Raw genomic sequence first — 20,628 nt, 5'->3', positions numbered from 1 at the left:
GAGGGCGAATGGATATTGCACTGCAAGTCGCGGCTGCCGTATGGGGCGCGTGGATCGCCCTCAACCTGCTGATGGTGGCTCTCGCGGCGACAGTCCTGCCGGTTCAGCAGGTGCACTTCGACGGATTCCGGGCGCGGCTGCCGGCCTTGCTCCCAACGCTGCTGGCGCCGGCCGAGATCGCCGCCGTCGTAGCTCATGAGCATGGCCACGGCCACCACCTGCATATCTGGACCAACCTGCTGTTGCGATGCCTGCTTTTGACGCCTGGGCCGCAGCGCCGGCGCCGACAAGAACTCGAAGCCGATGACTACGCCGTCGCGCGCGGGCACGGTGCACACCTGGCCAGCGCGCTGCGCAAGCTGTCGAGCCATCCCGACGATGTGTCGAGAGCCGAGCGCTTGGAGCGCATGTAGCACGAACGATTTCACACGCCGCCCTTGAGGCGGTTTTTTATTGCCGCCAGCGGACGCGACGCGGTGCACGGCCGGAAGGCCATTGATAGGGCGGATGCCCAGAAAGAAACAACCATGCCATTCAAATTCAACGCAGACGGAACCATTGCAATCGACGGCGAGAAGAAGCTGCCGATCTTTATTCATCCCAACGGTACCGAAGCGCCATTCGACGCGGATACCACGCTGGGCACAATCACCCGCCTGAACGGCGAGGCCAAGACCCACCGCGAAGCGAAGGAGGTTGCAGAGGCCAAGCTGAAGACCTTTGAAGGCATCGAAGACGGCGTGGCTGCACTGGCCGCCCTGAATACGGTGAAGAGCCTCAGCTCCGGCGAACTGAAGACGGCCGCCCAGGTCAAGGAAATCCAAGATGCGGCAGCCAAGACCGCGCAAGAGCAAGTCGCCGCCCAAGCCAAGGCGAGCGCCACGCAGTTGCAGGAATTGACCGCGCAGCTGGATAAGCGCACCAACGAATTGAACACCCACATGATCGGCGGCGGCTTCGCCAGTTCGAAGCTGCTGACCGACGACAAGCACCCGAGCCGCCTGGCGATCCCGACCGAGATGGCAAAAGCCTATTTCGGCAGCCATTTCAAGGTCGAGGACGGCAAGATGGTGCCGTACGACGCCGCCGGCAACAAGATTTTCTCGCCGACCCGCCCGGGTGAAGTGGCCGACTTCGATGAAGGTCTGGCGCAGCTGGTTGCCGCCTGCCCATTCAAAGATCAGATCCTGAAGGGCTCCGGCGCATCTGGCGGCGGCGCGCAAGGCGGTGGCTCGGGCGGCAGCGGAAACGCCAAGCAGGTCACGCGCGCCCAGTACGAAGCGGCCGATCCATCGGCACGCGCCGGCCTGCTGAGTGGCGGCGCCGTGCTGGTCGACTGATCCCGATTTCCCTGTTCCACCGAATGGCCTGCCGTGCGCGGGCTTTTTCATATCTGCATTACCGCAACATCGCAATACATTTGCCGGCGCCTGGATGGGCTAAGTCGGTGCTTTGGGCCGGATGGCCTGCTGCTGGAAATCCCAAACCACTTACCTTTAAGGCAATCAACATGAAAAAAATGTTCGCTTTTGCCGTGGCGCTCGCCGCCATGGCATTCTCCACGGCCACCTCGGCCGCAACCGCCAGCGCCCAGGCTGTGCGGGGCTTCGCTGCGCCAGCCATCAGCAAGGCAGTCTTCTGCGTACGCGTGGCGCGCGAGCTGGCGTATGGTTACATCTGGAACTATGCCGCCAAGACCGGCCTGGTGCTCGGCCCCAACAACCTGACAGGCCTCATCAATACGCTGTATAACGCGATGGATGTGGTTTCCCGCGAACAGATCGGCATGATCCCGGCCGTGTCGAGTGACATGACCTTCGCGCGTGCCGCTGTTGGCCAGACCGTCACCTCGCCAGTTGCACCAGCAGCAACGGCGACTGATATCGTGCCGGCCGTAACCCCGCCGGATGACGGCAACCAGAACATCGGCAACAAGGGTGTCACGCTGACGAAGGCGCGCCGCGTCCCAATCCGCTGGAACGGCGAAGAAAAACTGGCGCTGGACAATAGCGGCAACAGTTACAACATCATTCTGCGTGATCAGTTCGCGCAAGCGATGCGCACGCTGGCCAATGAGGTCGAAAGCGACCTGACGGCGCTGCACGTCAAGGCCTCGCGCGCATACGGCACCCCAGGCACAGCTCCGTTTGGCGTCGCCAACGAGCTGAATGACACTGCCGGCGCGCTGCGCATTCTGGAAGACAACGGCGCCCAAGGCCTGGACTTCCAGCTGGTCCTGGGCAGCGCTGCCATGCAAAACATGCGCAGCAAGCAGTCGGGCCTGTTCAAGGTCAATGAAGCTGGCCGCGAAGATATGCTGCGCAACGGTATCACCGACCGCCTGCAAAATCTGGCGCTGCGCCAGTCGTCGCAGATCAAGCGCCCAGCCAAGGGCACCGCTGTCGGCGCCACCACCAATGCCGCAGGCTATGCCTTCGGCGCCACGGTTATCACGTTGGCGGCAGCTGGTACCGGCGCGTTCGTTGCTGGTGATGTGGTCAGCATTGCTGGCGATCCGGAAAACAAATACGTGGTTGCCTCCGGCGATGCTGACGCCTCGAACGGCGGCGCGATCACCCTGGCTGCGCCTGGCCTGATGCAGGCAATCCCTCCCGCTGCGACCGCGATCACCGTTGCCAACGTCGGCTTCCGCAACCTGTTCTTCGCTCGTTCGGCGATCGTGCTGGCCACCCGTGTGCCAGCACTGCCTGCGCAAGGCGACTCGGCTGTCGACCGCACCATCATCACCGATCCAGTGTCGGGCCTGTCGTTCGAGGTGAGCATGTACATGCAGTACCGTCAAGTGCAGTACGAGATCGCACTGGTATGGGGCTGCGGCACCGCCAAGGACGAGCACTTCGGCATCCTGCTGGGCTAATCATCAACCTGGCCCGGCGAGCACTGCGGTGCTGCCGGGCCTCACCTGGAATTCACCATGGATACCCTCAAAATCGTATCGACGGACCCGCACACGCAGGGCCCGTTCGTCGTCATCAATAAATCCGACTTCAACCCCGACGTGCATGAGCTGTACGGCGATCAGTACTTGGGCGCGCCCATCGAGCGCGTGCCGACGATGGCCGAACTGCTGGCCGCTCGCGATCAGCTGCTGGAGCGCGAGCGCTCACTGGACGCCGAGAAGGAGCGCATTGCCGCGCAGGAGCTGCGCCTGGCCGATCAAGCCCAGGCCAACGACGTTGAAGCGCAGCGTTTGCGCGACGAAGCGGCACGCCTCCAGGCTGCCAAGGATGCCGCCGCTGCCACCGCTTCGCCGCCGGCCGCCACTGCTGCCTCGACCGAAAAGCCAGCCAAAGCCGCCAAAGCATAAATACTGACCAGCACCTCCCGCCGCGCGCGGGACTTCCACATTAGGACCATCATGCTCATCACTGAAACTGGCGCCGGGCTGGCCGATGCCGAATCCTATGCCAGCGTCGCTGCGGCTGATACGCGCTGCACCAGCCTGGGCCTGAGTGCCTGGACGGCGCTGGCCGAAGCTGACAAAGAGATTGCGCTGCGCAGGGCCACGCTGTTCATGGCTACCTACCGCACCCGCTGGGCCGGCTGCCGTGTGCATCAGCGTCAGGCACTGGACTGGCCGCGTTACAACGTCGTGGTCGACGGTTTCGCCGTGCCCAGCAATTGCCTGCCGCTGGACGTGGTCAATGCCTGCATCGATCTGGCTGTACGCGCAGGCAGAGGTGAGGAGTTGCTGCCCGACCTCGACACCGGCTCGAACGCGATAAAGAAAGACAAGACCGGCCCTCTGGAAACCGAGTACTTCCAGAACACCACGGACGCGCGCGAGCGCTTCGTGGCCGTGGATGCGCTTCTGGCGCCGTACTTCGGCGCTGCCGGTGCCGGCAATTCGATCAAGGTGACACGAGCATGAGCGCATACCCCGCAGTGAAGATCGATGGCTGTTTCGTTGCTGACAACACCTACCGCGAAGGCGACAAGGTCTGGATCGTGACAAACCTAATCGCACGCGCCAAGGATCTCGCCCCGTTCGACTTGCCGCTGGCCGCAATCTACAGTGGATCGGAAGTCTGGCCGGCCGTGGGATCGGCTTACGGCATTGCGCATCATGTGCGCCGCGCGCTGGACGTCGATACCAGCCACCCGATCATCATGTGCCAGCAAGGCTTCATCATGGATGGATGGCATCGCGTGCTGCGTGCCCTGATCGACGGCAAGACCACGATCAAGGCCGTGCGCTTCGTGGAGACGCCGCCGTATGACTACTTGAAAGTGCCATAGGTATGACCGATTACAGCAAAACCGCCGCGCGCGCCGACCAGTCCCTGCGCCGCAAGGGCGGCATCGTGGTGCTTCGCCAGGTCGTAACCGGTCCATATGATCCTGGCTTGGGCACGGCGCCTATTACCACCACCGACTACGAAGGCACGGGCGTCAAGATCAACTACGAGGCCGAGAATATCGACGGCACGCTGATCCAGGCGGGCGACCAGAAGCTGTTGCTGTCGCCACTGCAGCGCAACGGCACGCCGATGCCGCAGCCTACTGCGGCCGACTTGGTGCTGTTTGGTGGCGCCAGCTATACGGTCAAGGCCGTTGAAACTACGGCGCCGGTCGACGTGGCCGTGCTGCACGCGCTGCAACTCAGGGGAATTTGATGGCCGGTATGTCCTTTTCCATGCAGATCGCCGAATTCATCGCCAAGACCAAGGCCAGCCAAGATCTGGTGGTGCGCGCCATCACCATGAAGATTGCTGAAGAAATCGACAGCAGGTCGCCTGTTGGTGATGCCACATATTGGAAGAGCAAGCCACCACCGGGTTACGCTGGCGGCAGATTTAGGGGTAATTGGCAATTATCTATAGGCTCGCCGACTGCCGCCACCCTTGATCGTATCGATAAAGATGGCTCAGCCACGATGGCGGCGAATGGGGCCACCATAAAGACCGCTAAATCAGGCGACGTTATTTATCTGGTGAACAATCTTCCCTATGTAAAAAGAATCGAAGAGGGATGGTCCGGTAAGGCGCCGATTGGCGTGGTCGCCATCACGGTAGTGAAATTTAGCGTCATCGTTGACAATGCTGTGAACGGCGTGCGCGACGGCACCACCGCAAGCGAGTTCGCCCAAGGCTATTCAAGCTATAAATTATGAGCCAACCAACAATACGAGCGGCGCTGGAGCTAGCCCTGGCCAGCCTCGCGCCCGCCATCGACACCGCTTGGCAGAACGTCCCGTACACGCCAGTCACCGGCCGGCCGTATCAAGCGGCCTATTTTCTGCCGGCCGAGCCAGACAATCATTCCATGGGCGACGGCTCGCGCCAGGAGCGCGGCATCTTCCAGGTCAGCTTGCTGTATCCGCCGGGGCAGGGGACTGCTGCCGCCAGCGCGCGCGCTGAGATGATCAAGGAGCTGTTCCGCCGCGGCGCTAGCTTCACGAAGGGCGATGTGACCGTGCAGATTGAGCGCACGCCTGAAATCGCCAACGGCTGCGAGGACGGCGACCGCTGGATGGTCCCGGTCAAGATTCGCTGGTTCTGCAACCTGTAACCCGCATCAACCCACACAGATCGCCTCGGCGGTCTTTTTTTCGACCAAAGAAAGGCAATCCACACCATGACCACTGCAAACGGCATCGATTCACTTTTAGTTATCGGCAAGCAAACAGCGGAAGGCACGAAGGCTCTGGCCGCCGTCGGCCGCCTCTACCCGCGCGTGACGGCGACGTTCGACACGGACGCTGACAAGTACTCGAGCAACGAGATCGACCCGAGCCAGCAACAAGGCGACACGCGCCTGGGCAACTTCCGCACCTCCGGCGCCATCAAGGGCGAGGCGAGCTGCGGCACCTACACCGCGTTGCTGGCCGCGCTGCTGCGTCGCGACTTCACCACTGGCGGCGTCACCACGGCACAGAATACGGTCGCATCGGGCGCAACGGGCCTGACGCGCACCGCTGGCTCCTGGCTGGCCGACGGCCACCGCGCCGGTACCGTAGTGCGCATTAGCGGCCTGCTGACCACTGGCGCCGCCAACAACGGTAAGAATTTCTTCGTGACCTCGGTGACTGCCTTGGTATTGGCAGGTCAGTTCATGGACGGCTCGGCGATGACGGTCAAAGCCGCCGGCGATCCTGTTACCGTGACCGCGACCGGCAAGCGCAGCTTCACACCACTGACCGGCCATACCACGGACTGGTTCACCGCGGAAGTTCAGGATCCAGGCATTGCCGTCAACCGCTGCTTCATCGACCAGTTGGTCAGCAAGGTCGATATCGCCGTGCAGCCGAACGGCATCACGAGCATGGACTTCACCCTGATGGGCAAGCTGGAAGGCGCGACCACGCCAGCGGCGTACTTCGCGGCGCCCGCCGCCACGCCCGGTACCGGCAAGTTCTCTGGCGCCACCGCGATGCTGTCGGTTGCCGGCATCCCGTCGCAAATCTGCACGGGCATGTCGCTGTCGCTGGACGGCCAGGTCAAGATCGATCCGGTGATCGGCTCCAAGTTCGCCACGGCCGCCTCGCGCGGCAAGGTGCTGGGCAGCGGCCAGTTCACGGTGCTGATGCAGGATTCGACATACATCGATTACTTCAAGCAGGAAGTCGAACTGCCGCTGGCCTACGCCATGGCAGCCAGCACGGCGCCGTTGGCCGAGGTCATGACGATCGCCATGGGCCGCATCAAGATCACCTCGGCCAAGGTCGATGATGGCGAGAAAAACAAGATTATCACTTGCGCTTTCGACATCCTGCGTTACCAGGGCGCCGACGCGCAGCACGAAGCAACCACCGTGGCCTTCCAAGACACCAGTCTGTAATCCATTGCCCGGCCGCGCGCCGGGCTTCCTTTTGGGCGCAAGCCAACCCCAGCACCGACCGGTCGCTGTCGCCTTCGTGGGCGCGGCGGCCGGCACGGGCATTGTTTATTACCCACGAAAGGCACTACCCATGAACACCACCCAAGCACCTGCAGTCCTGAACGCCGCTCAAGCCCTGGCCGTCGCTGGCTTCGATATCTCCAACCTGTCCGCGCCTGCCGCGCGCGTGACTTTCGACGTGCCCGTGATCTTCGACGCCGACGGCGAGCCCGTGGCCGGCATCAAGATCGTCGGCAAGAATTCCGACGAGTACCGCAAGGAAAGCCACGCCGTGCGCGCCGAAGGCTACAAGAAGTCGGCCAAGCGCAAGACCGCAATCGACGCCTCGACCGACGAAGGCGCGGACAAGCTGGTGAACGTCATCGATGACAACCAGAAGCGCCTGGCGCTGGCCGTGGCGGTTGACTGGTACGGCTTCACCAGCAACGGCGCACCGGCAGCGTTCGACAAGGACATGATCGCCGCGGCATTCGACAAGTACCCGACCTGGCAGGACCGCGTGACGACCGCCCTGGAAAACGACGCCAATTTTTTGAAGGTCTGACCCAGGCCCTTCTGCTGTGCGCCGATCATTTGTTTGATCGCGCGGCAGCGGCAGGCGACGGCAACGCCAAGGGCGATCACCTGGACACCGCCCGGCAAAACCCGCTGTACCGGGAGCCAGAGGCACCGGCGGTGCCGCAGCTGCCGTCCGAGCTGGCCTATATCTGGACCTGGTTCACCCAGCTGAACCAGAAGCGCCAATGCGGCATGGCCGTGAATTCGCTGACCAGTGCCGAGATATTGGCATGGCAGGCACGTCACGGCGTTCGTTTCGATCCGTTCGAAGAGGGCGTGATCGATCGCCTCGATGCGCTGTTTATTTATCACCAAACCAAGAAGGAAAAATAATGCCTGATATCGCCGAGCTTGGCCTTTCGATTGACACGCGCCAACTGGAGCAGGGCGCCCAGGCCATGGATCGCCTCGGCGCCGCCAGTGAGAGTGTCGAGAAGAAGGTCGACAGCGCGACGACGGCCATAGACAAACTTGGCAAGGCGAGCGCGGACGCCAAGGGTAAAACTGCGGAAGGTGCAGCCGCTGTCGATGCCGTGGGTGAGGCAGGCGCGCGCGTGGTCCACAAGGTGGATGCTGCGACCGCTTCTATCGACGCGATGGGCGCCACTGCTACCCGCATCCGCACGGTATTCCTGGGCGGCAGTAACACGCTCGATGGGTTCATGGGCTCATCTATGGGCGTCTGGCGTAGCAGTGAGGCCGCCGCCGCTGGGATTGATAGTCTCGGCAATGCCACCGAGCGTACTTGGAAGAAGCAGGCTGACTACAACGGCGCGATGGCCGACACGACCCGCATCATGCGGCAGGCCGCCGACGCAGCTCGGACCCTGGAAGAGTCCAATCACAGAATGCTGATGCAGCTGCAGCGCGAGATCGATACCTTCGGAATGGCACGCGGCGAACTGGAGCGCTATCGCGCCGCCGAATTGGGCTTGGGTAGCGCGGCCCAGACCAAGGCAGCGGCATTGGGCAATAGCATTGATGCCATGCATCGCGAAGAGCGGGCTGCCCGCGACGCCGCTGGCGCACAGGATCGGGCAGCAGCCGCTGGCGATCGTTTTATCAAGAGCTTGCAGGACCAAGTGGCCACGCTGGGTATGACGACCCAGCAGCTACAAACCTACCGCGCCGCCCAGTTGGGCGTATCCGACGCCGCTTCACCGCTGATCAACAAGCTGGCCGAGGCCGGCGCCGGCGCGAAGTCGGCGGGCGGCCACATGGAGGGCCTGAGTTTTCAATCGGCGAGCGCCAAGCGCGAACTGTTGGTGCTTGCCCATGAGCTGAGCCAGGGGCAGTTCCAACGCTTCGGCGGCTCGATGATGGTTCTCGGCGAACAAACTGGAGCCGCCAGCCTGCTGTTCAGCGCCGCCGGCCTGGCTGCGCTGGCCTTTGCTGGCGCACTGGGCACGGTTGCCTACGCGATGATCAAAGGTGCCAGCGAGCAGCGTGAAATGAACAATGCCCTGATCTCGACGAATAACTATGCAGGCGTCACCAGCGACAAGCTGAACGAAATGGCGCATGCGGCGACTGAGGCGGGCGGGAGTATCCGTGAGGCCAAGAAGGTTGTCACAGAGTTGGCCGGCACCGGCAAATTTACGGGCGATCAGATCGCCTACATTACTGATGCCGTTATTGCTCTTGAACATGCCACTGGTGAATCTGTCAAAAAAACAATCAAAGAATTCGAATCTCTGGCCGTTCAGTCGACGGGTAGCACCAACCGTGCGACCGAGGTGATCACGCGCGCAACCGTCAAGCTGGATGACACCTATCACTTCTTGACGCTTTCGGTATATGAGGCTATCCGTGCTCTGGAGAAAGACGGTGATGCCAAGGGGGCGTCTGCTGTCGCCACTGAGGCGTTTGCAAAGGCAACCAAGGATGGTGCCGAGCAGATGATTGCAAACCTTGGCAGTGTTGCGCGGGCTTGGCATGGCGTGAAGGAGGCTGTGGGCGGCGCAATGGATGCTATCGGGAACTACGGTAAGAAGGATACAGCCGCTTCCGATGTCAAAAAATACAGCTTCCGCCTGGCGGAATTTGATAAAGGATTGGCGGATAGCAACCTGCGTTTGGGGCGGGCGCCTGATGCCATTACTCCTGAACTCCAGGCAACCCGTACCCAGATCGTGTTTGGCCTGACGGATGCGGTGGATAAATTGAATAAGGCTGACGCTGTCGCGCTGGCTCAGGGCGAAGTCGCGACTAAAAATTCGCGTGCAGTTCATGCCGCCGCGATGATCCACGCGGAAGATATCCGCCTGCAAAAGAAAGGAATGGGGGAGCTGGCGGTCGCCCTGGATGCGTACCAATCGAACATCGAAGCCATCCGGGCCGCCGACCCAAATTCACCGCTCATCACTCCAGATGCGATCGCCGTCGGTATTGCCGCTCGAAAAAAAGCTCATACGGAGCAGGTCAAGCCAAAAGCTGACCAGGTCGAAAACACGGCAATGGCGGATCGCCTAGCCCGCATCCAGGATGATGTGAATCTCGAAAAAGAGAGAATTGGACAGCTTTCCAAGATTAACGAGATGTTCCATAAGGCAGGGCGACTTGGCGATGAGGAATACTTTAAGAATAAACGTGACAATGCGCGGGCCGCTGAACAAGAGGAAATTAATGGCTATACCAGGCAAATTGCAGTCCTCAAAGATCACCATAACGCTACTGGCGTAGAGGTAGAAAAAAATAATAAAAAGGCAAATGATTTAGATGCTAAACGCGCAGCGGCAATTTTGCGGGCAGCTGATGCCGTCGAACTTACGGAAATGGAGGAAATGCTGCGTAAGGACGCGCTTAGTGAGGCGGCGGTACTGGCAACCAATAAAGAAATTGGCGCGATTAATGCGCAGATCGCCGTCACAGAGGAGCAAATCCGCACCTACGGCTTGTTGCCGGCGCAAAAAACCGCTTTGGCAGTCGCCGACCTTGAAGAGCAAAAAGCTGCTCTTGCAAGTTTCGAGGGCAATGAGAAGGTCATCGATGGCATCAATCGCAAGATTGAAGCGCTGAACCGCCTTGGCATCGTGCAAGGCAAGGCTTCGACGCAAGAGCAGGGCGGCGACGTGGCCAAGGCCAAAGAGCTGCTGGACGTCCTGACGGCTGTCGACACCGCAACTAAGTCGGCAGCGCAAGGCATGGCCGCGTCGTTCGGAGCGGTCGGCACTGCCATTGGCGGACTGACGACGGCCTTATCCGGCTATGCCGTGCAGCAGCAGGCTATCGCTGCCCAGTTGGCCGTCGCCACTAAGGATGCCTATGGCGACCCGACCAAGGTCGCCAAGGCCCAGGCTGCTGCGGCCCAGCAGGGCGCGCGGGCCCAGATCAAATCCTATGGCGACATGGCAAGCTCAGCCAAAGGCTTCTTCAAGGAAAATACCGCTGGCTATCGAGCAATGGAAGGCGCTGAAAAAGCTTATCGTGCCGTGGAAATGGCGATGGCGATTGAATCCATGGTGAAGAAGCTGTTTGCCGTCGAGGTTGTGACGACTGCAACATTGGGGGCCGAAGCTGCCAAAGCGGTGGCCGTCCAGGCCGGCACAGCAACGCAACTTGCAGCTGACACGGTGAAAGGCACATCCGCTGCAGCCGTGGCGGTCGCTACGCAAGCGCAGGGCGATCCTTACAGCGCTTGGATTCGCATGGCCGCGATGGCTGCGGCGATGGCAGCCCTGGGCTTCGCAGTATCTGGCGGCGGTGGGTCGGACACGACTGCCAAGGACCGCCAGGCCGCCACCGGTACCGGATCCATCCTGGGAGACTCGTCCGCGAAATCGGAATCGATCGCACACAGCCTGGCCATCATGGAGAAAAACTCCGGCCTGGGCCTGGCGCACACCATTTCAATGGATTCGTCCCTGAGGAAGATGGTGTCCGGCATTGGCAATTTATCCAGCCTGCTGGCGCGCTCCGGCGTCGTTGCCGAAGGTGGCGGCGCAGCTGCTGGCGTGCAAACCGGAACTACTACGCTTGGCGGTGGAGTAGGCAAAGCGGCCTTCGCAGGGCTCGGTGCTTATGGTGGTGCGCTGGCCGGCGGCGCAGTAGGCAGCGTCCTGACGATGGGTGTTATCGGAGCTGCCCCGACCCTCTTAGGCGCTATAGGAGGCCCTATCGGCATGGCTGTTGGCGCCATGCTTGGTTCCGTGCTCGGTGGCGTCGTGTCGAAGTTATTCGGTACATCGACATCAATCAAAGACCAGGGCATTACCGGAAAAGCCATGTCATTGGGGAATGTCGATGCACTAGGCTTCACGGCCCAGGCTTATGCCGATGTCAACACGAAGAAAAAGGCATTCGGTATTACCTATAAGAACAATGACAGCACACAAACCACCGCGCTATCGGGGGAAATGAATAACCAGTTCACCATGATCATCAGTAGCATGGGGCAGACCATCCGCAATGCTGCCGATGCGCTGGGCATGGGCGGTGCCGCATTCAACGCGCGGCTTAATTCGTTTGTAATCGATCTGGGCAAGATCAGTTTGAAGGGCCTGTCCGGCGAAGAGCAGCAGAAAGCTCTGGAAACAGCATTTTCCAAACTCGGCGACGACATGGCCAAGTTTGGCGTGGCTGGCCTGGCGCAATACCAGGCTGTGGGCGAGGGCTATTTGGAAACGCTGGTGCGCGTGACCAACGATTACCTGCAGGTATCGGATGTCTTGGCTGTTCTGGGCAAATCCTTCAATACCACAGGCCTGGGCGCTGTGGCGCTGAGCGAAAGCCTGATTGCGGCGGCCGGCGGCCTTGATAAGCTGACCAGCGGCACCGGCTTCTTCGTCGAAAACTTCCTGACCGAAGCCGAGCGCATGGCGCCGATCACGAAATCGGTGAACGATGCCATGGGCAAGCTGGGCGTATCGGGTGTGACCACGGTCGACCAGTTTAAGGCCCTGGTGCTGGCGCAGGACCTGAACACGGCTGCTGGCCAGGCGATGTATTCGCAGTTGATCGCCATTGCTGAACCATTCAAGAAGGCCGCTGACTACGCGGCTGAGCTGGCGGCGGCAACCGGCGACTTTGCTGCCGTGGCGAAAACTGCCAGCGAAATCGCCAGCGAACACCGTGACCTGCAAAAGCAGCTCAACGAGTTGACCAAAAGCGAAACGGAACTGCTGGCAATCCAGCGCTCCAGCATCGCCGCCGTCAACTGTGCGTTGTTCGACCAAGTGCAGGCGGCGAAAGCGGTGGTCTCGGCCAAGGATGCACTGGGCAAGGCCTACGAAAAGGAATCGGCAGCGGCCCAGACGGCGCTGGACAAGTCGAAGTCGTGGGTGACGACGCTCAACGGCCTGAACGCCAGCATGGCACTGGGCGCGCAGTCAACGCTGACGCCGGAGCAGAAATATGCCGAGGCGCGCGCGCAGTTCGAGAAAACCCTGGCGGCGGCCAATGCCGGCGACACGACGGCGCAGTCCGGGCTGTCGGCTGCCGAGCAGGCCTTCCTGACTGCCTCCCAGGTGGTCAACGCCTCGGACGCCCGCTACGCGGCAGATTACGCCCGTGTGGTGGCGGCCAACGACGAGGCGTTGAAATGGGCCTCGGCCCAGGTCGACGTGCAGCAGGCTAGCCTGGATGCCCTCAAGGCCCAGGTGTCGGGCCTGATCGCCATCAACGATAGCGTGCTGACGGTGGCGCAAGCCATCGCCAACCTGCATGCGGCAATGGGCACGGCCACTGGGCTGGGCGTCAAGTTCGACGGCTCCCATGCCGGCGGCTTGGCCAACGTGCCGTTTGATGGCTATGCGGCCGAGCTTCACCGCGGTGAAGTGGTGGTGGATGCGCAAGCTGCCTCTGCAATGCGCCGTTACTTCGGCGGCGCACCGAGCCAGGGCGGCGGGAACACCGACGCCCTGGTAGCCGAGATCAAGGGCCTGCGGGAAGAGGTTAAGGGGCTGCGCGCGGATCAAAAGGTGCAAACCGGCGCCACCATCCAGGCCACCGTCGAATCGAACGACAAAGCGGCCAAGACGGTCGTGGCCGGTGTTGATAAATCTGCCAAGGCATCTGCCTGGGCGAAACAAGTGGAGTACTCGCAATGACAGATGCACAATTTTTGACATGGCTGCAAAGCCCGTCCGCCATCCGCATGGTGCTGATCGAGGCCCAGGTGAACGTGGTCGGCCAGGAGGTGACGCGGTATATCGCCTCCCGGCCGTACGTCACCGGCCCGGCGGATGTGCCGGCCAATACCGAGTATCTGCCGCTGGCCACCGGTGGGCTGGCCTTCACCGAACAGGTCAGCCTGGCCGGCGAGGCTGGCTTGTCGGGCGGCGATATTGAGCTGGACAACGGCGATGGCGCACTTGATGGCTGGTTGCTCGATGTGTGGCGCAACCGGCCGATCAAGGCCTGGTCAGGCGATCCGGCCTGGCCGCGCAGCGACTTTCGCCTGATCTTTGACGGCATCGTCGCCGATATCGGCAGTTCTGCGCGCGAATCGATCAACCTGTCGTTGCGCGACAAGCTGCAGCGCCTGGACACGCCGATTGCCGAAGCGAAGCTGGGCGGCACCTCGCCAAACAAGGATGCTACCTTGCCGATCCCATTCGGTGAATGCCACAACGTGACGCCATTGCTGACCAATCCGGCCACCCTGGAGTACGGTTTTCTCGGCGCGGTGGAATCGACGTTCGAGGTGCGCACCAACGGCAAACCGATTGCCGTGGCGCTCAATGACCAGGCGGGACGCTTCAATCTGACCACCGATCCGTTTTCCACCACGATCACGGCCAGCGTGCAGGGCGACAAGGGCGGCGGCTATGCGCCGCGCATCGCCCCACTGGTGCAGCGCATCGCCACCGCCTACGGCAAGGCATCGGACCGCTTCACGCTGGCCGACTTGGACCTGGCCAATCTGGCCGCCTTCGATGCCGCCCACCCGCAACTGGTGGGCCTGTACGTTGCGGACCGGACGAACCAGGCGCAAGCCATCCAGCAACTGGCGGCCAGCGTGGGCGCCCAGGCGCTGATGTCGCGCACTGGCCAGCTGCGCCTGGTGCAGATCGCGCTGCCCGCCGCCGGCGTGCCTGTGCAGATTGGCCCCGAACACATGAAACTCGATTCCTTGCGCCCGGTACAGCGCCTGCCGGTGGTGGCGGCCGTCAAGATCGCCTTCGACCGGAATTACACGGTGCAGGCCAGCCTGACCACCAGCATCCCGCCAGCGCATGCCGACCTGTACGCGACGGAGTGGCTGACGGAAACCGCTGTCGATGCCGTGGTAAAGGCGCGTTACCGCCTGACGGATGACCCGCCGCAAATCGAAACCTGCCTCAAGACCAACGCGGACGCGGAAGCGGAAGCGGCGCGGCGCCTGGCCCTGCACAAGGTGCAGCGCACGATTTACGAATTTGATGGAGAGCCTGAGATGATGATGCTGGAACTGGGGCAGCCCGTGGTGCTGCGCGATGATCGATTCGGCCTGCAGGACGGCGCGCCGGGCGTGGTGGTGCTGCTGTCGCACCAATGGCTGGCCGGGCGTGTGACGGTGGGGGTGCTGGTATGACGGCCATCGGCGGCGCGCGCGATAAGCTGCTGCAGGCCACTGCGGAGCGCTTCAGCACGACGGCGGACGGCAAGGCGATCCTGCTGGCTGGCAGCACGCCTGTGTTTCGCGTGAACAGCGCCGGCGCCGGCGCGCCCGGCTCGATTGCGATTACCGCCAAGCCGGTGAACGTGGTGGGCGATATCGTGTTTTCTGTGTCTGCCGGCACGCAGTTGACCGTCAACGGCAACGTGGCCACGGTCGACTTTGCCAGCATGACCACGGATACGGCCCTGGTGCAGGCGCGTATCCGCGAATTTGGCGTCGATTACGTCGGCAACTACATGATCAGCAAGGTCTTCGATGGCGTCGCTGGCGATACCGGCCTGGCCGGCTTGAACACGGGCCAGGCCTTCGCCTACAAGCGCGCGGCGGCCGCCCCTACTGATTCGCCGGGTGACGTGATCTTCACTTTTGCCACGGGCAGCATCACGACGCCTGCCAGCAACGACCTGGCCAATGGCTGGTCGAAGAATATCCCGGCCGGCACAGCGCCGCTGTACGTGTGCGTGGCTGCCGCCAGCTCGCGCAATGCCACGGACAATATCGCCGCCAATGAGTGGTCGTCGGCCGTGCAGCTGGCCAAAGATGGCGCTGCCGGCGCCAATGGCAGCGCCGGCCAAAACGGCACGGATGGCTTGAATGTGGCGCCCGTGCGCATCTACCAGCGTGGCGCTACCAATACTGCGCCGGCGCTACCGAGCGCGGCATGCACGTTCACCTTTGCCACGGGCGCGCTCGCCGGCTTGAACAACGGCTGGTCGACGCAGGTGCCGACGGCGGGCGGTGCATACCTGTTCACCTCGGGCGCCACGGCCGCCTCGCGCGGCGCCACAGACGATATCGCCCCTGGCGAATGGGCGGCCGCTGCGCGCCTGGCTGCCGATGGCGTGACGACCTACACCTGGGTGAAGTATGGCAATACCGCTGCAGGCGGTGGATTCTCCGATTCGCCCGTGGGCATGACTTACATCGGCCTGGCCTATAACAAGGCCACATTGGTCGAGAGTGACAACCCGGCAGATTATGCTTGGTCTCTGATCAAGGGCGGCGACGGAGCGAAGGGCGAAGCCGGAGCGGATGGCAAGACGACCTACACCTGGATCAAGTATGCGGACAATGCCGACGGCACCGGTCTGTACGACGCGCCGCGCGACAGCACCCTGTACCTGGGCCTTGCCGTCAATAAGCTCAGTGCCGCCCCCAGCACCAACAAGGCGGATTACGCCTGGTCGAAGTTTCGCGGTGGCCAGGGCGTGGCAGGGCCATCCGGCCAGCGCGGCACCGTGACGGTGACGGCGCCCGGCTATTCCACCTGGTCGGATGCCTCGGCCGTGTATGAGCTGAGCCATGCCGGCTACGGCGCGCCAATCAACCGCGACATGGTGACGCTGTACGACGCCACGCATGCGGTGACGAAGTTCTATGTCAATGGCGAGTGGCTGGCTGCCGACACCGTCTTGAATGGCAATTTGCTGGTCCCCGGCACTGTGGCAGCGAAGGCGCTGGCAGTGGATAAGCTGTCGTCCATCGCAGCCGATCTCGGCAAAGTTACTGCCGGCGATATTTACAGCGCGACCATTCACGGCGGCCCTGGTTATCCGACTAGCGCATATGGCTGGCCCTCAAATGGCGGCAATGGGTTTCATCTGAGCCAGAGTGGCCTGCTGATGGGAAATTACGACCTCGGAAAATACGCTCGGTTTGATACGGATGGAGATATCCGGACGCCGCAATTCACCAGCCTGCAGGGAATTGCAACGTTTTCTGGCACTCTTTCTGGGGCCTGGGGTTCTTTTGCTCTGATTCGTAGCCCAGCGCGGCTCACATCAGGCAGCGCAGCCGGCTATGACTTGACTGGCACCGGCCTGTATTTTTATGACGGCGTGCATGAACAGCCCCACATCGAGCTCGGGGAGTATCTCTAATGGCCAGCGGCTTAAAAATTCGGCGTGCTGGCGTGGTCGTGTTCGATTCGTGGTTGGCGGCCGGCGGTGTCTGCATGGGCATTTTTTCAATTCCGCTTGAGGGCTGGACGATTACGTTTCCAGGCGCAGGGATTGGCCGCACGCCAATAGTGATCTATGGCGATTCGTTTCAGGTTTCCCCCTATACCTACGATGAGGCTCTGGGCTGCCCCCGATTTGTTTTTCGTGGCGGCGTCTCGTGGCCAACCGATTGGCGGCCCAGCGTGGGAATCTATTTGAAATGACGAAACAACTCAAAATTCGCAACCAGCATGGCGAACTGGTCATCGACAGCAATACCTATGGCACGCACTGCATTGGCCGCGCGACGTTCGTTTCTCTACAGCAGCCGTACAGTTCTGGCGGCGGCATGGTATCTGGCTTCTCCACGTATCAGTTCAGCGGCTTCCGCGGAATCCTTTGGGTGATCGATCTGCCTGTCGACCGGCGTGTGGGCGTCATCAAAACCAGCTATGTAAACGGTGTTCACACGCTAACCGTATATTGCGGCGCGAACGCCGATGAGAACGGTGGTTTTGACCAGCAGGAACCAGTCACTATCTGGGCGTTTGCCACCATCACGGAAAAAGTGGCGGCACGTGGCCTGTTGTTGAGGCATAGCGTCACCAACGCGGTGACGCACGATTTCGGCACGCCCGCCCTGACGTTCCCTCTGGCGCTGGGTGGACTGGAGAATAGTGTGGTGGTCAGTTCAGTGGGGCGCCCGGTAGCACTTGGCGCCAGCCCGTTTTACGAAATGAACTATGTGGGGACCGGCGGGCAATACACAATGACTGCATCCCGGCGATTTTTAGTACGCAGGTCGAACGGAGTAATTGCGTACGACCCAGCGCTCATGCTGCGCTCAGGCCTGATGAGCGGCACCTTGCCGCCCGATACCGTGTATTCCGAACCAAGTCCATTTTTTATTCTCGACGGCACCAATTTGCCATAGGAGCTACATGTCAAATCTCCGCATCATCTACGACAATGCCGCCGACCGCGCGACGCTCGCCGCATCCAGTCAGGCCGGTGCGCTGGGCGCGGCCAACCTGCAGCGCGAACGCAAGTCAGCGGTGCTGCGTTCCGTCGGCACGGCGTTGGCGATCACGGCCACCTGGCCCACGCCCGAGATCATCGGCGGCGTGGCGCTGCCATTTTGCAACCTGACGCCGATGGCGACGATCCGCGTGCGCGGTTACGTCGAGCCAGGTGACGCCGCTCCCGATTTCGATACCGGCACCGTGCCTGCATGCGAATACGCTGCGCTGGGCATGTGGGACTGGGGTGCGCTGCCGCTTGGCGTGAACGCTTTCAGCTACGGTGGCGGCACGTATGCGCGCTGCTGGCTCCAGATGCGCAGCGTCAAGAAGCTGGTGATTGACCTCGCCGACCCGGACAACCCGGCAGGCTACATCGAGGCGGCGCGCTTGGTGACCGGCCCTTACTGGAGTCCTGAGCAAAACGCCTCGTACGGTGCCGGCGTCACGTCGATCGACACCAGCACGCAGTATCGCAACGGCGCCGGCGGGCAAACAGTCGGACGCGGTGCGCTGTACCGCAAGCTGTCGCTTGCACTGGATCATATGACACCGCTGGACCGGGCCGAGCTATGGCGCATCGTGCGTGGCAATGGCCTTTCGCGCCCGCTGCTGATCAGCCTGTATCCAGAGAGTGACGACGGTGAGCTTGAGCAGGCGCACCAGCTGTATGGCCGCATCGCCAGCAATTCTGCCATCACCACCCCGTATTACCAGGCATATGCCACCAACATTGAAATCGAGGAACTGTAATGGGCGACTTTTTTTACTATGGTCAGAAAGACACGATCCGACGCCTGAATGAACTGGCCGGGCGCGGCGCCGTGGTGGCATCGTATGCGCCAGCGGTGGGGCGGTCGCCGCTTGGCGGGCCGAATGGCTTTATGGACCCCGCGTGGCTTGATAAGAACTTGCCGCTTGTCTCGTCCTTGCCTATTTCGGCGGGTGCGTCAAACAAGTACGGATACAACTTCTCGCAAGGCGGCCAAGGTCAGCGCCTGTTTAAAATCGCAACCTTGGAGCCGACGGTTGCCAGCACGTACTCGTCGCTCCGTATTGATGCCATGGTGGGTGGTTGGGGTGCTTATGATTTGACAGCCATGACTATCCTCATTGGCAGTCGAGTCTCTACGGCAGCGGAAGGTGTGAACGTCGAGTGGTCGTCCAGCCGCTTCATCCCGGTCAATGTACGATTCTTGGCTTACTTGGAATTAGACGGCAGAGTCTCGGTGTACCTGTTCTTTTTGGCAGGCAGTTTTGCTCAGGCATCGTTCCAACTGATGGGTATGCAGACCACTACCTATACCAATCCAGTTGCTGTGGACTCTGTGCCAGGCACGCCTGTATGGGATAGCTCTGCTGGGCCGGGTGAGCAGTTGTATCGTTCGCCTCGTTCGCGTGGTATGGGCAACGCACCTACCACTCTGCTAGGTACGAGCTTTGACAGCATGGTCGAAGTGCGTGCGCAAGATGGAGCCACATCTTCTGCGTCGTATATCGTAGGGGCACCAAAAGCGAACTCAATGGGGGCTAAACAAGAAGCAGAAGCCATTCGTATTGGCGTATCTGGTAATTCGGGTGTTTCTTACGCAGGCTTCTTCAATGCTTACGTGTCCGTCGGTGAAAATGCCAGCCCATTCGCACTGGGATACAAACTGGCGTTGAAGGCTCGTGATGTGGGTTCGGGGAACTTCACCCCAACACTGTTCTCCGTTACAGGTAATGGGCAGGTGTATGTGCCCTTGCTGAAAGCAGGCAGTTCTAATACCTCGCAGCTAATTCATAATATTTCGTGCCCATCTACGTCTGCCACGAACGCGGAAATCATCTACATTGGCAAGGAGGGCGCTGGACAGCCGTGTGTTGGGATTCGGGCGTCTAGCGGTGTAGGTGGTTGGGCAGCTTCTCCGTCGGTTTTCTATGTAGGCGTACATCCACCTACAGGCCGCAGTGGTAACTTTGCAGGTACTGTAAATACAGGCGGTAACGATTATGCCGAATACATTTTCAAAAGCCTGCGCTGCAGCGTTGTCGCCGCCGGCCAAATAATTGGCATCACTGCGGATAACCAGATCACCGACAAGTGGGCCGATGCCGTTATGTTTTCGATCAAGTCGACCGCCCCCTCGTTTGTCGGTGGCGATTCTTGGGCCAACGATGTAGGGCCGCGCCCATCGCCCCAGGCAGGGCCAGCGCCGACGCTGCCCCTGCGCCGCGAAGACGTGGTCACGCAACAGCCAGTTCCCGGCACCAACCCGCCCGAATTCGAGGACGTGGTAACCGAACCCGGCGACACCGATGACGAGTGGGCAGAAAAGCAGGCCGCCTACACTACCGCGCTGGCCGCCCACAACATCGCCGTGCAGCAGGACGCCGAGTCCATGGCCACCTTTGACGCGGCGCTGGAAGTCGAGCGCCAGAAGGTCGACCGCATTGCCATCGCCGGCCGCGTGCCGGTCAACGTGCAAGGCGCCCAACCGGGCGACTACATCGTGCCGGTGCAGGACGGCGTCGGCATTAAGGGCATTGCCGTGCACGAGGATGACCTCAGCATGAAGCAGTACCTGCACGCGGTCGGCCGCGTGATCTCGATTGAACCGGACGGCCGGGCCTATGTGATGGTCAAGGTCGTGTAGCACAGCAGCACTCC

19 protein-coding genes are annotated in these 20,628 nt (G+C 61.4%); all 19 read left to right on the top strand.

Annotated elements, in window-relative coordinates; all coding sequences use genetic code 11:
- Nucleotides 1-8: 8 nt before the first annotated feature.
- On the top strand, nucleotides 9-413 hold the full coding sequence (locus O0882_RS12545; protein ID WP_289948355.1) for a hypothetical protein: 405 nt from the start codon (nucleotides 9-11) through the stop codon (nucleotides 411-413).
- A gap of 114 nt (nucleotides 414-527) precedes the next feature.
- The gene (locus O0882_RS12540; protein ID WP_116744686.1) at nucleotides 528-1,340 is read left to right on the top strand and encodes a DUF6651 domain-containing protein; all 813 of its coding nucleotides are present in this window, start codon (nucleotides 528-530) and stop codon (nucleotides 1,338-1,340) included.
- 170 nt (nucleotides 1,341-1,510) lie between these two features.
- Nucleotides 1,511-2,878, top strand: coding sequence for a P22 phage major capsid protein family protein (locus O0882_RS12535; RefSeq protein WP_289948348.1), 1,368 nt, complete (start codon nucleotides 1,511-1,513; stop codon nucleotides 2,876-2,878).
- Between the two features lie 57 nt (nucleotides 2,879-2,935).
- Entirely contained in the window at nucleotides 2,936-3,328 is a 393-nt protein-coding gene (locus tag O0882_RS12530) for a hypothetical protein (RefSeq protein ID WP_289948346.1), read from the top strand.
- 51 nt (nucleotides 3,329-3,379) lie between these two features.
- Nucleotides 3,380-3,892 carry a DnaT-like ssDNA-binding protein gene (locus O0882_RS12525; protein ID WP_289948344.1) on the top strand — a complete coding sequence of 171 codons (513 nt, stop codon included), beginning with the start codon at nucleotides 3,380-3,382 and terminating at the stop codon, nucleotides 3,890-3,892.
- Nucleotides 3,889-4,260, top strand: coding sequence for a hypothetical protein (locus O0882_RS12520; protein ID WP_289948343.1), 372 nt, complete (start codon nucleotides 3,889-3,891; stop codon nucleotides 4,258-4,260). The genes O0882_RS12525 and O0882_RS12520 overlap by 4 nt, the downstream gene beginning before the upstream one ends.
- A 2-nt stretch (nucleotides 4,261-4,262) precedes the next feature.
- Nucleotides 4,263-4,637, top strand: coding sequence for a hypothetical protein (locus tag O0882_RS12515; protein WP_289948341.1), 375 nt, complete (start codon nucleotides 4,263-4,265; stop codon nucleotides 4,635-4,637).
- Entirely contained in the window at nucleotides 4,637-5,134 is a 498-nt protein-coding gene (locus O0882_RS12510; protein ID WP_289948340.1) for a hypothetical protein, read from the top strand. Before O0882_RS12515 ends, O0882_RS12510 begins: the two co-directional genes overlap by 1 nt.
- Entirely contained in the window at nucleotides 5,131-5,532 is a 402-nt protein-coding gene (locus tag O0882_RS12505) for a DUF4128 domain-containing protein (protein WP_289948339.1), read from the top strand. The genes O0882_RS12510 and O0882_RS12505 overlap by 4 nt, the downstream gene beginning before the upstream one ends.
- Before the next feature lie 66 nt (nucleotides 5,533-5,598).
- Nucleotides 5,599-6,801, top strand: a complete 1,203-nt coding sequence (locus tag O0882_RS12500) for a phage tail tube protein (RefSeq protein WP_289948337.1) — start codon at nucleotides 5,599-5,601, stop codon at nucleotides 6,799-6,801.
- A gap of 130 nt (nucleotides 6,802-6,931) precedes the next feature.
- Nucleotides 6,932-7,405: a hypothetical protein gene (locus tag O0882_RS12495; RefSeq protein ID WP_289948336.1), complete on the top strand. Its 474-nt coding sequence runs from the start codon at nucleotides 6,932-6,934 to the stop codon at nucleotides 7,403-7,405.
- Nucleotides 7,406-7,434: 29 nt separating this feature from the next.
- A complete protein-coding gene (locus O0882_RS12490; RefSeq protein WP_289948335.1) occupies nucleotides 7,435-7,752 on the top strand; it encodes a hypothetical protein in 318 nt (105 codons plus the stop codon).
- Nucleotides 7,752-13,466 carry a phage tail length tape measure family protein gene (locus tag O0882_RS12485; RefSeq protein ID WP_289948334.1) on the top strand — a complete coding sequence of 1,905 codons (5,715 nt, stop codon included), beginning with the start codon at nucleotides 7,752-7,754 and terminating at the stop codon, nucleotides 13,464-13,466. Before O0882_RS12490 ends, O0882_RS12485 begins: the two co-directional genes overlap by 1 nt.
- Complete coding sequence (locus tag O0882_RS12480; RefSeq protein ID WP_289948332.1) at nucleotides 13,463-14,932, top strand: hypothetical protein; 1,470 nt, start codon at nucleotides 13,463-13,465, stop codon at nucleotides 14,930-14,932. The genes O0882_RS12485 and O0882_RS12480 overlap by 4 nt, the downstream gene beginning before the upstream one ends.
- Complete coding sequence (locus O0882_RS12475) at nucleotides 14,929-16,899, top strand: hypothetical protein (protein WP_289948330.1); 1,971 nt, start codon at nucleotides 14,929-14,931, stop codon at nucleotides 16,897-16,899. The genes O0882_RS12480 and O0882_RS12475 overlap by 4 nt, the downstream gene beginning before the upstream one ends.
- Nucleotides 16,899-17,183, top strand: coding sequence for a hypothetical protein (locus tag O0882_RS12470; protein ID WP_289948327.1), 285 nt, complete (start codon nucleotides 16,899-16,901; stop codon nucleotides 17,181-17,183). Before O0882_RS12475 ends, O0882_RS12470 begins: the two co-directional genes overlap by 1 nt.
- Nucleotides 17,180-17,893, top strand: a complete 714-nt coding sequence (locus O0882_RS12465; protein ID WP_289948325.1) for a hypothetical protein — start codon at nucleotides 17,180-17,182, stop codon at nucleotides 17,891-17,893. Before O0882_RS12470 ends, O0882_RS12465 begins: the two co-directional genes overlap by 4 nt.
- A 7-nt stretch (nucleotides 17,894-17,900) precedes the next feature.
- The gene (locus tag O0882_RS12460) at nucleotides 17,901-18,731 is read left to right on the top strand and encodes a hypothetical protein (RefSeq protein ID WP_289948322.1); all 831 of its coding nucleotides are present in this window, start codon (nucleotides 17,901-17,903) and stop codon (nucleotides 18,729-18,731) included.
- Complete coding sequence (locus O0882_RS12455) at nucleotides 18,731-20,614, top strand: hypothetical protein (protein WP_289948321.1); 1,884 nt, start codon at nucleotides 18,731-18,733, stop codon at nucleotides 20,612-20,614. Before O0882_RS12460 ends, O0882_RS12455 begins: the two co-directional genes overlap by 1 nt.
- Nucleotides 20,615-20,628: the final 14 nt, after the last annotated feature.

This window comes from Janthinobacterium sp. SUN073 (assembly GCF_030397665.1).
Lineage (GTDB): Bacteria > Pseudomonadota > Gammaproteobacteria > Burkholderiales > Burkholderiaceae_D > Janthinobacterium.
The sequence above is the reverse complement of the archived record's forward strand: the minus strand, read 5'-3'. Positions and strand labels throughout refer to the sequence as shown.

What these genes read in the sequence shown, in the direction of transcription:
- O0882_RS12545 (WP_289948355.1), top strand. Translation starts at nt 9, where the DNA reads ATGGATATTGCACTGCAAGTCGCGGCTGCCGTATGGGGCGCGTGGATC.
- O0882_RS12540 (WP_116744686.1), top strand. Translation starts at nt 528, where the DNA reads ATGCCATTCAAATTCAACGCAGACGGAACCATTGCAATCGACGGCGAG.
- O0882_RS12535 (WP_289948348.1), top strand. Translation starts at nt 1,511, where the DNA reads ATGAAAAAAATGTTCGCTTTTGCCGTGGCGCTCGCCGCCATGGCATTC.
- O0882_RS12530 (WP_289948346.1), top strand. Translation starts at nt 2,936, where the DNA reads ATGGATACCCTCAAAATCGTATCGACGGACCCGCACACGCAGGGCCCG.
- O0882_RS12525 (WP_289948344.1), top strand. Translation starts at nt 3,380, where the DNA reads ATGCTCATCACTGAAACTGGCGCCGGGCTGGCCGATGCCGAATCCTAT.
- O0882_RS12520 (WP_289948343.1), top strand. Translation starts at nt 3,889, where the DNA reads ATGAGCGCATACCCCGCAGTGAAGATCGATGGCTGTTTCGTTGCTGAC.
- O0882_RS12515 (WP_289948341.1), top strand. Translation starts at nt 4,263, where the DNA reads ATGACCGATTACAGCAAAACCGCCGCGCGCGCCGACCAGTCCCTGCGC.
- O0882_RS12510 (WP_289948340.1), top strand. Translation starts at nt 4,637, where the DNA reads ATGGCCGGTATGTCCTTTTCCATGCAGATCGCCGAATTCATCGCCAAG.
- O0882_RS12505 (WP_289948339.1), top strand. Translation starts at nt 5,131, where the DNA reads ATGAGCCAACCAACAATACGAGCGGCGCTGGAGCTAGCCCTGGCCAGC.
- O0882_RS12500 (WP_289948337.1), top strand. Translation starts at nt 5,599, where the DNA reads ATGACCACTGCAAACGGCATCGATTCACTTTTAGTTATCGGCAAGCAA.
- O0882_RS12495 (WP_289948336.1), top strand. Translation starts at nt 6,932, where the DNA reads ATGAACACCACCCAAGCACCTGCAGTCCTGAACGCCGCTCAAGCCCTG.
- O0882_RS12485 (WP_289948334.1), top strand. Translation starts at nt 7,752, where the DNA reads ATGCCTGATATCGCCGAGCTTGGCCTTTCGATTGACACGCGCCAACTG.
- O0882_RS12480 (WP_289948332.1), top strand. Translation starts at nt 13,463, where the DNA reads ATGACAGATGCACAATTTTTGACATGGCTGCAAAGCCCGTCCGCCATC.
- O0882_RS12475 (WP_289948330.1), top strand. Translation starts at nt 14,929, where the DNA reads ATGACGGCCATCGGCGGCGCGCGCGATAAGCTGCTGCAGGCCACTGCG.
- O0882_RS12470 (WP_289948327.1), top strand. Translation starts at nt 16,899, where the DNA reads ATGGCCAGCGGCTTAAAAATTCGGCGTGCTGGCGTGGTCGTGTTCGAT.
- O0882_RS12465 (WP_289948325.1), top strand. Translation starts at nt 17,180, where the DNA reads ATGACGAAACAACTCAAAATTCGCAACCAGCATGGCGAACTGGTCATC.
- O0882_RS12460 (WP_289948322.1), top strand. Translation starts at nt 17,901, where the DNA reads ATGTCAAATCTCCGCATCATCTACGACAATGCCGCCGACCGCGCGACG.
- O0882_RS12455 (WP_289948321.1), top strand. Translation starts at nt 18,731, where the DNA reads ATGGGCGACTTTTTTTACTATGGTCAGAAAGACACGATCCGACGCCTG.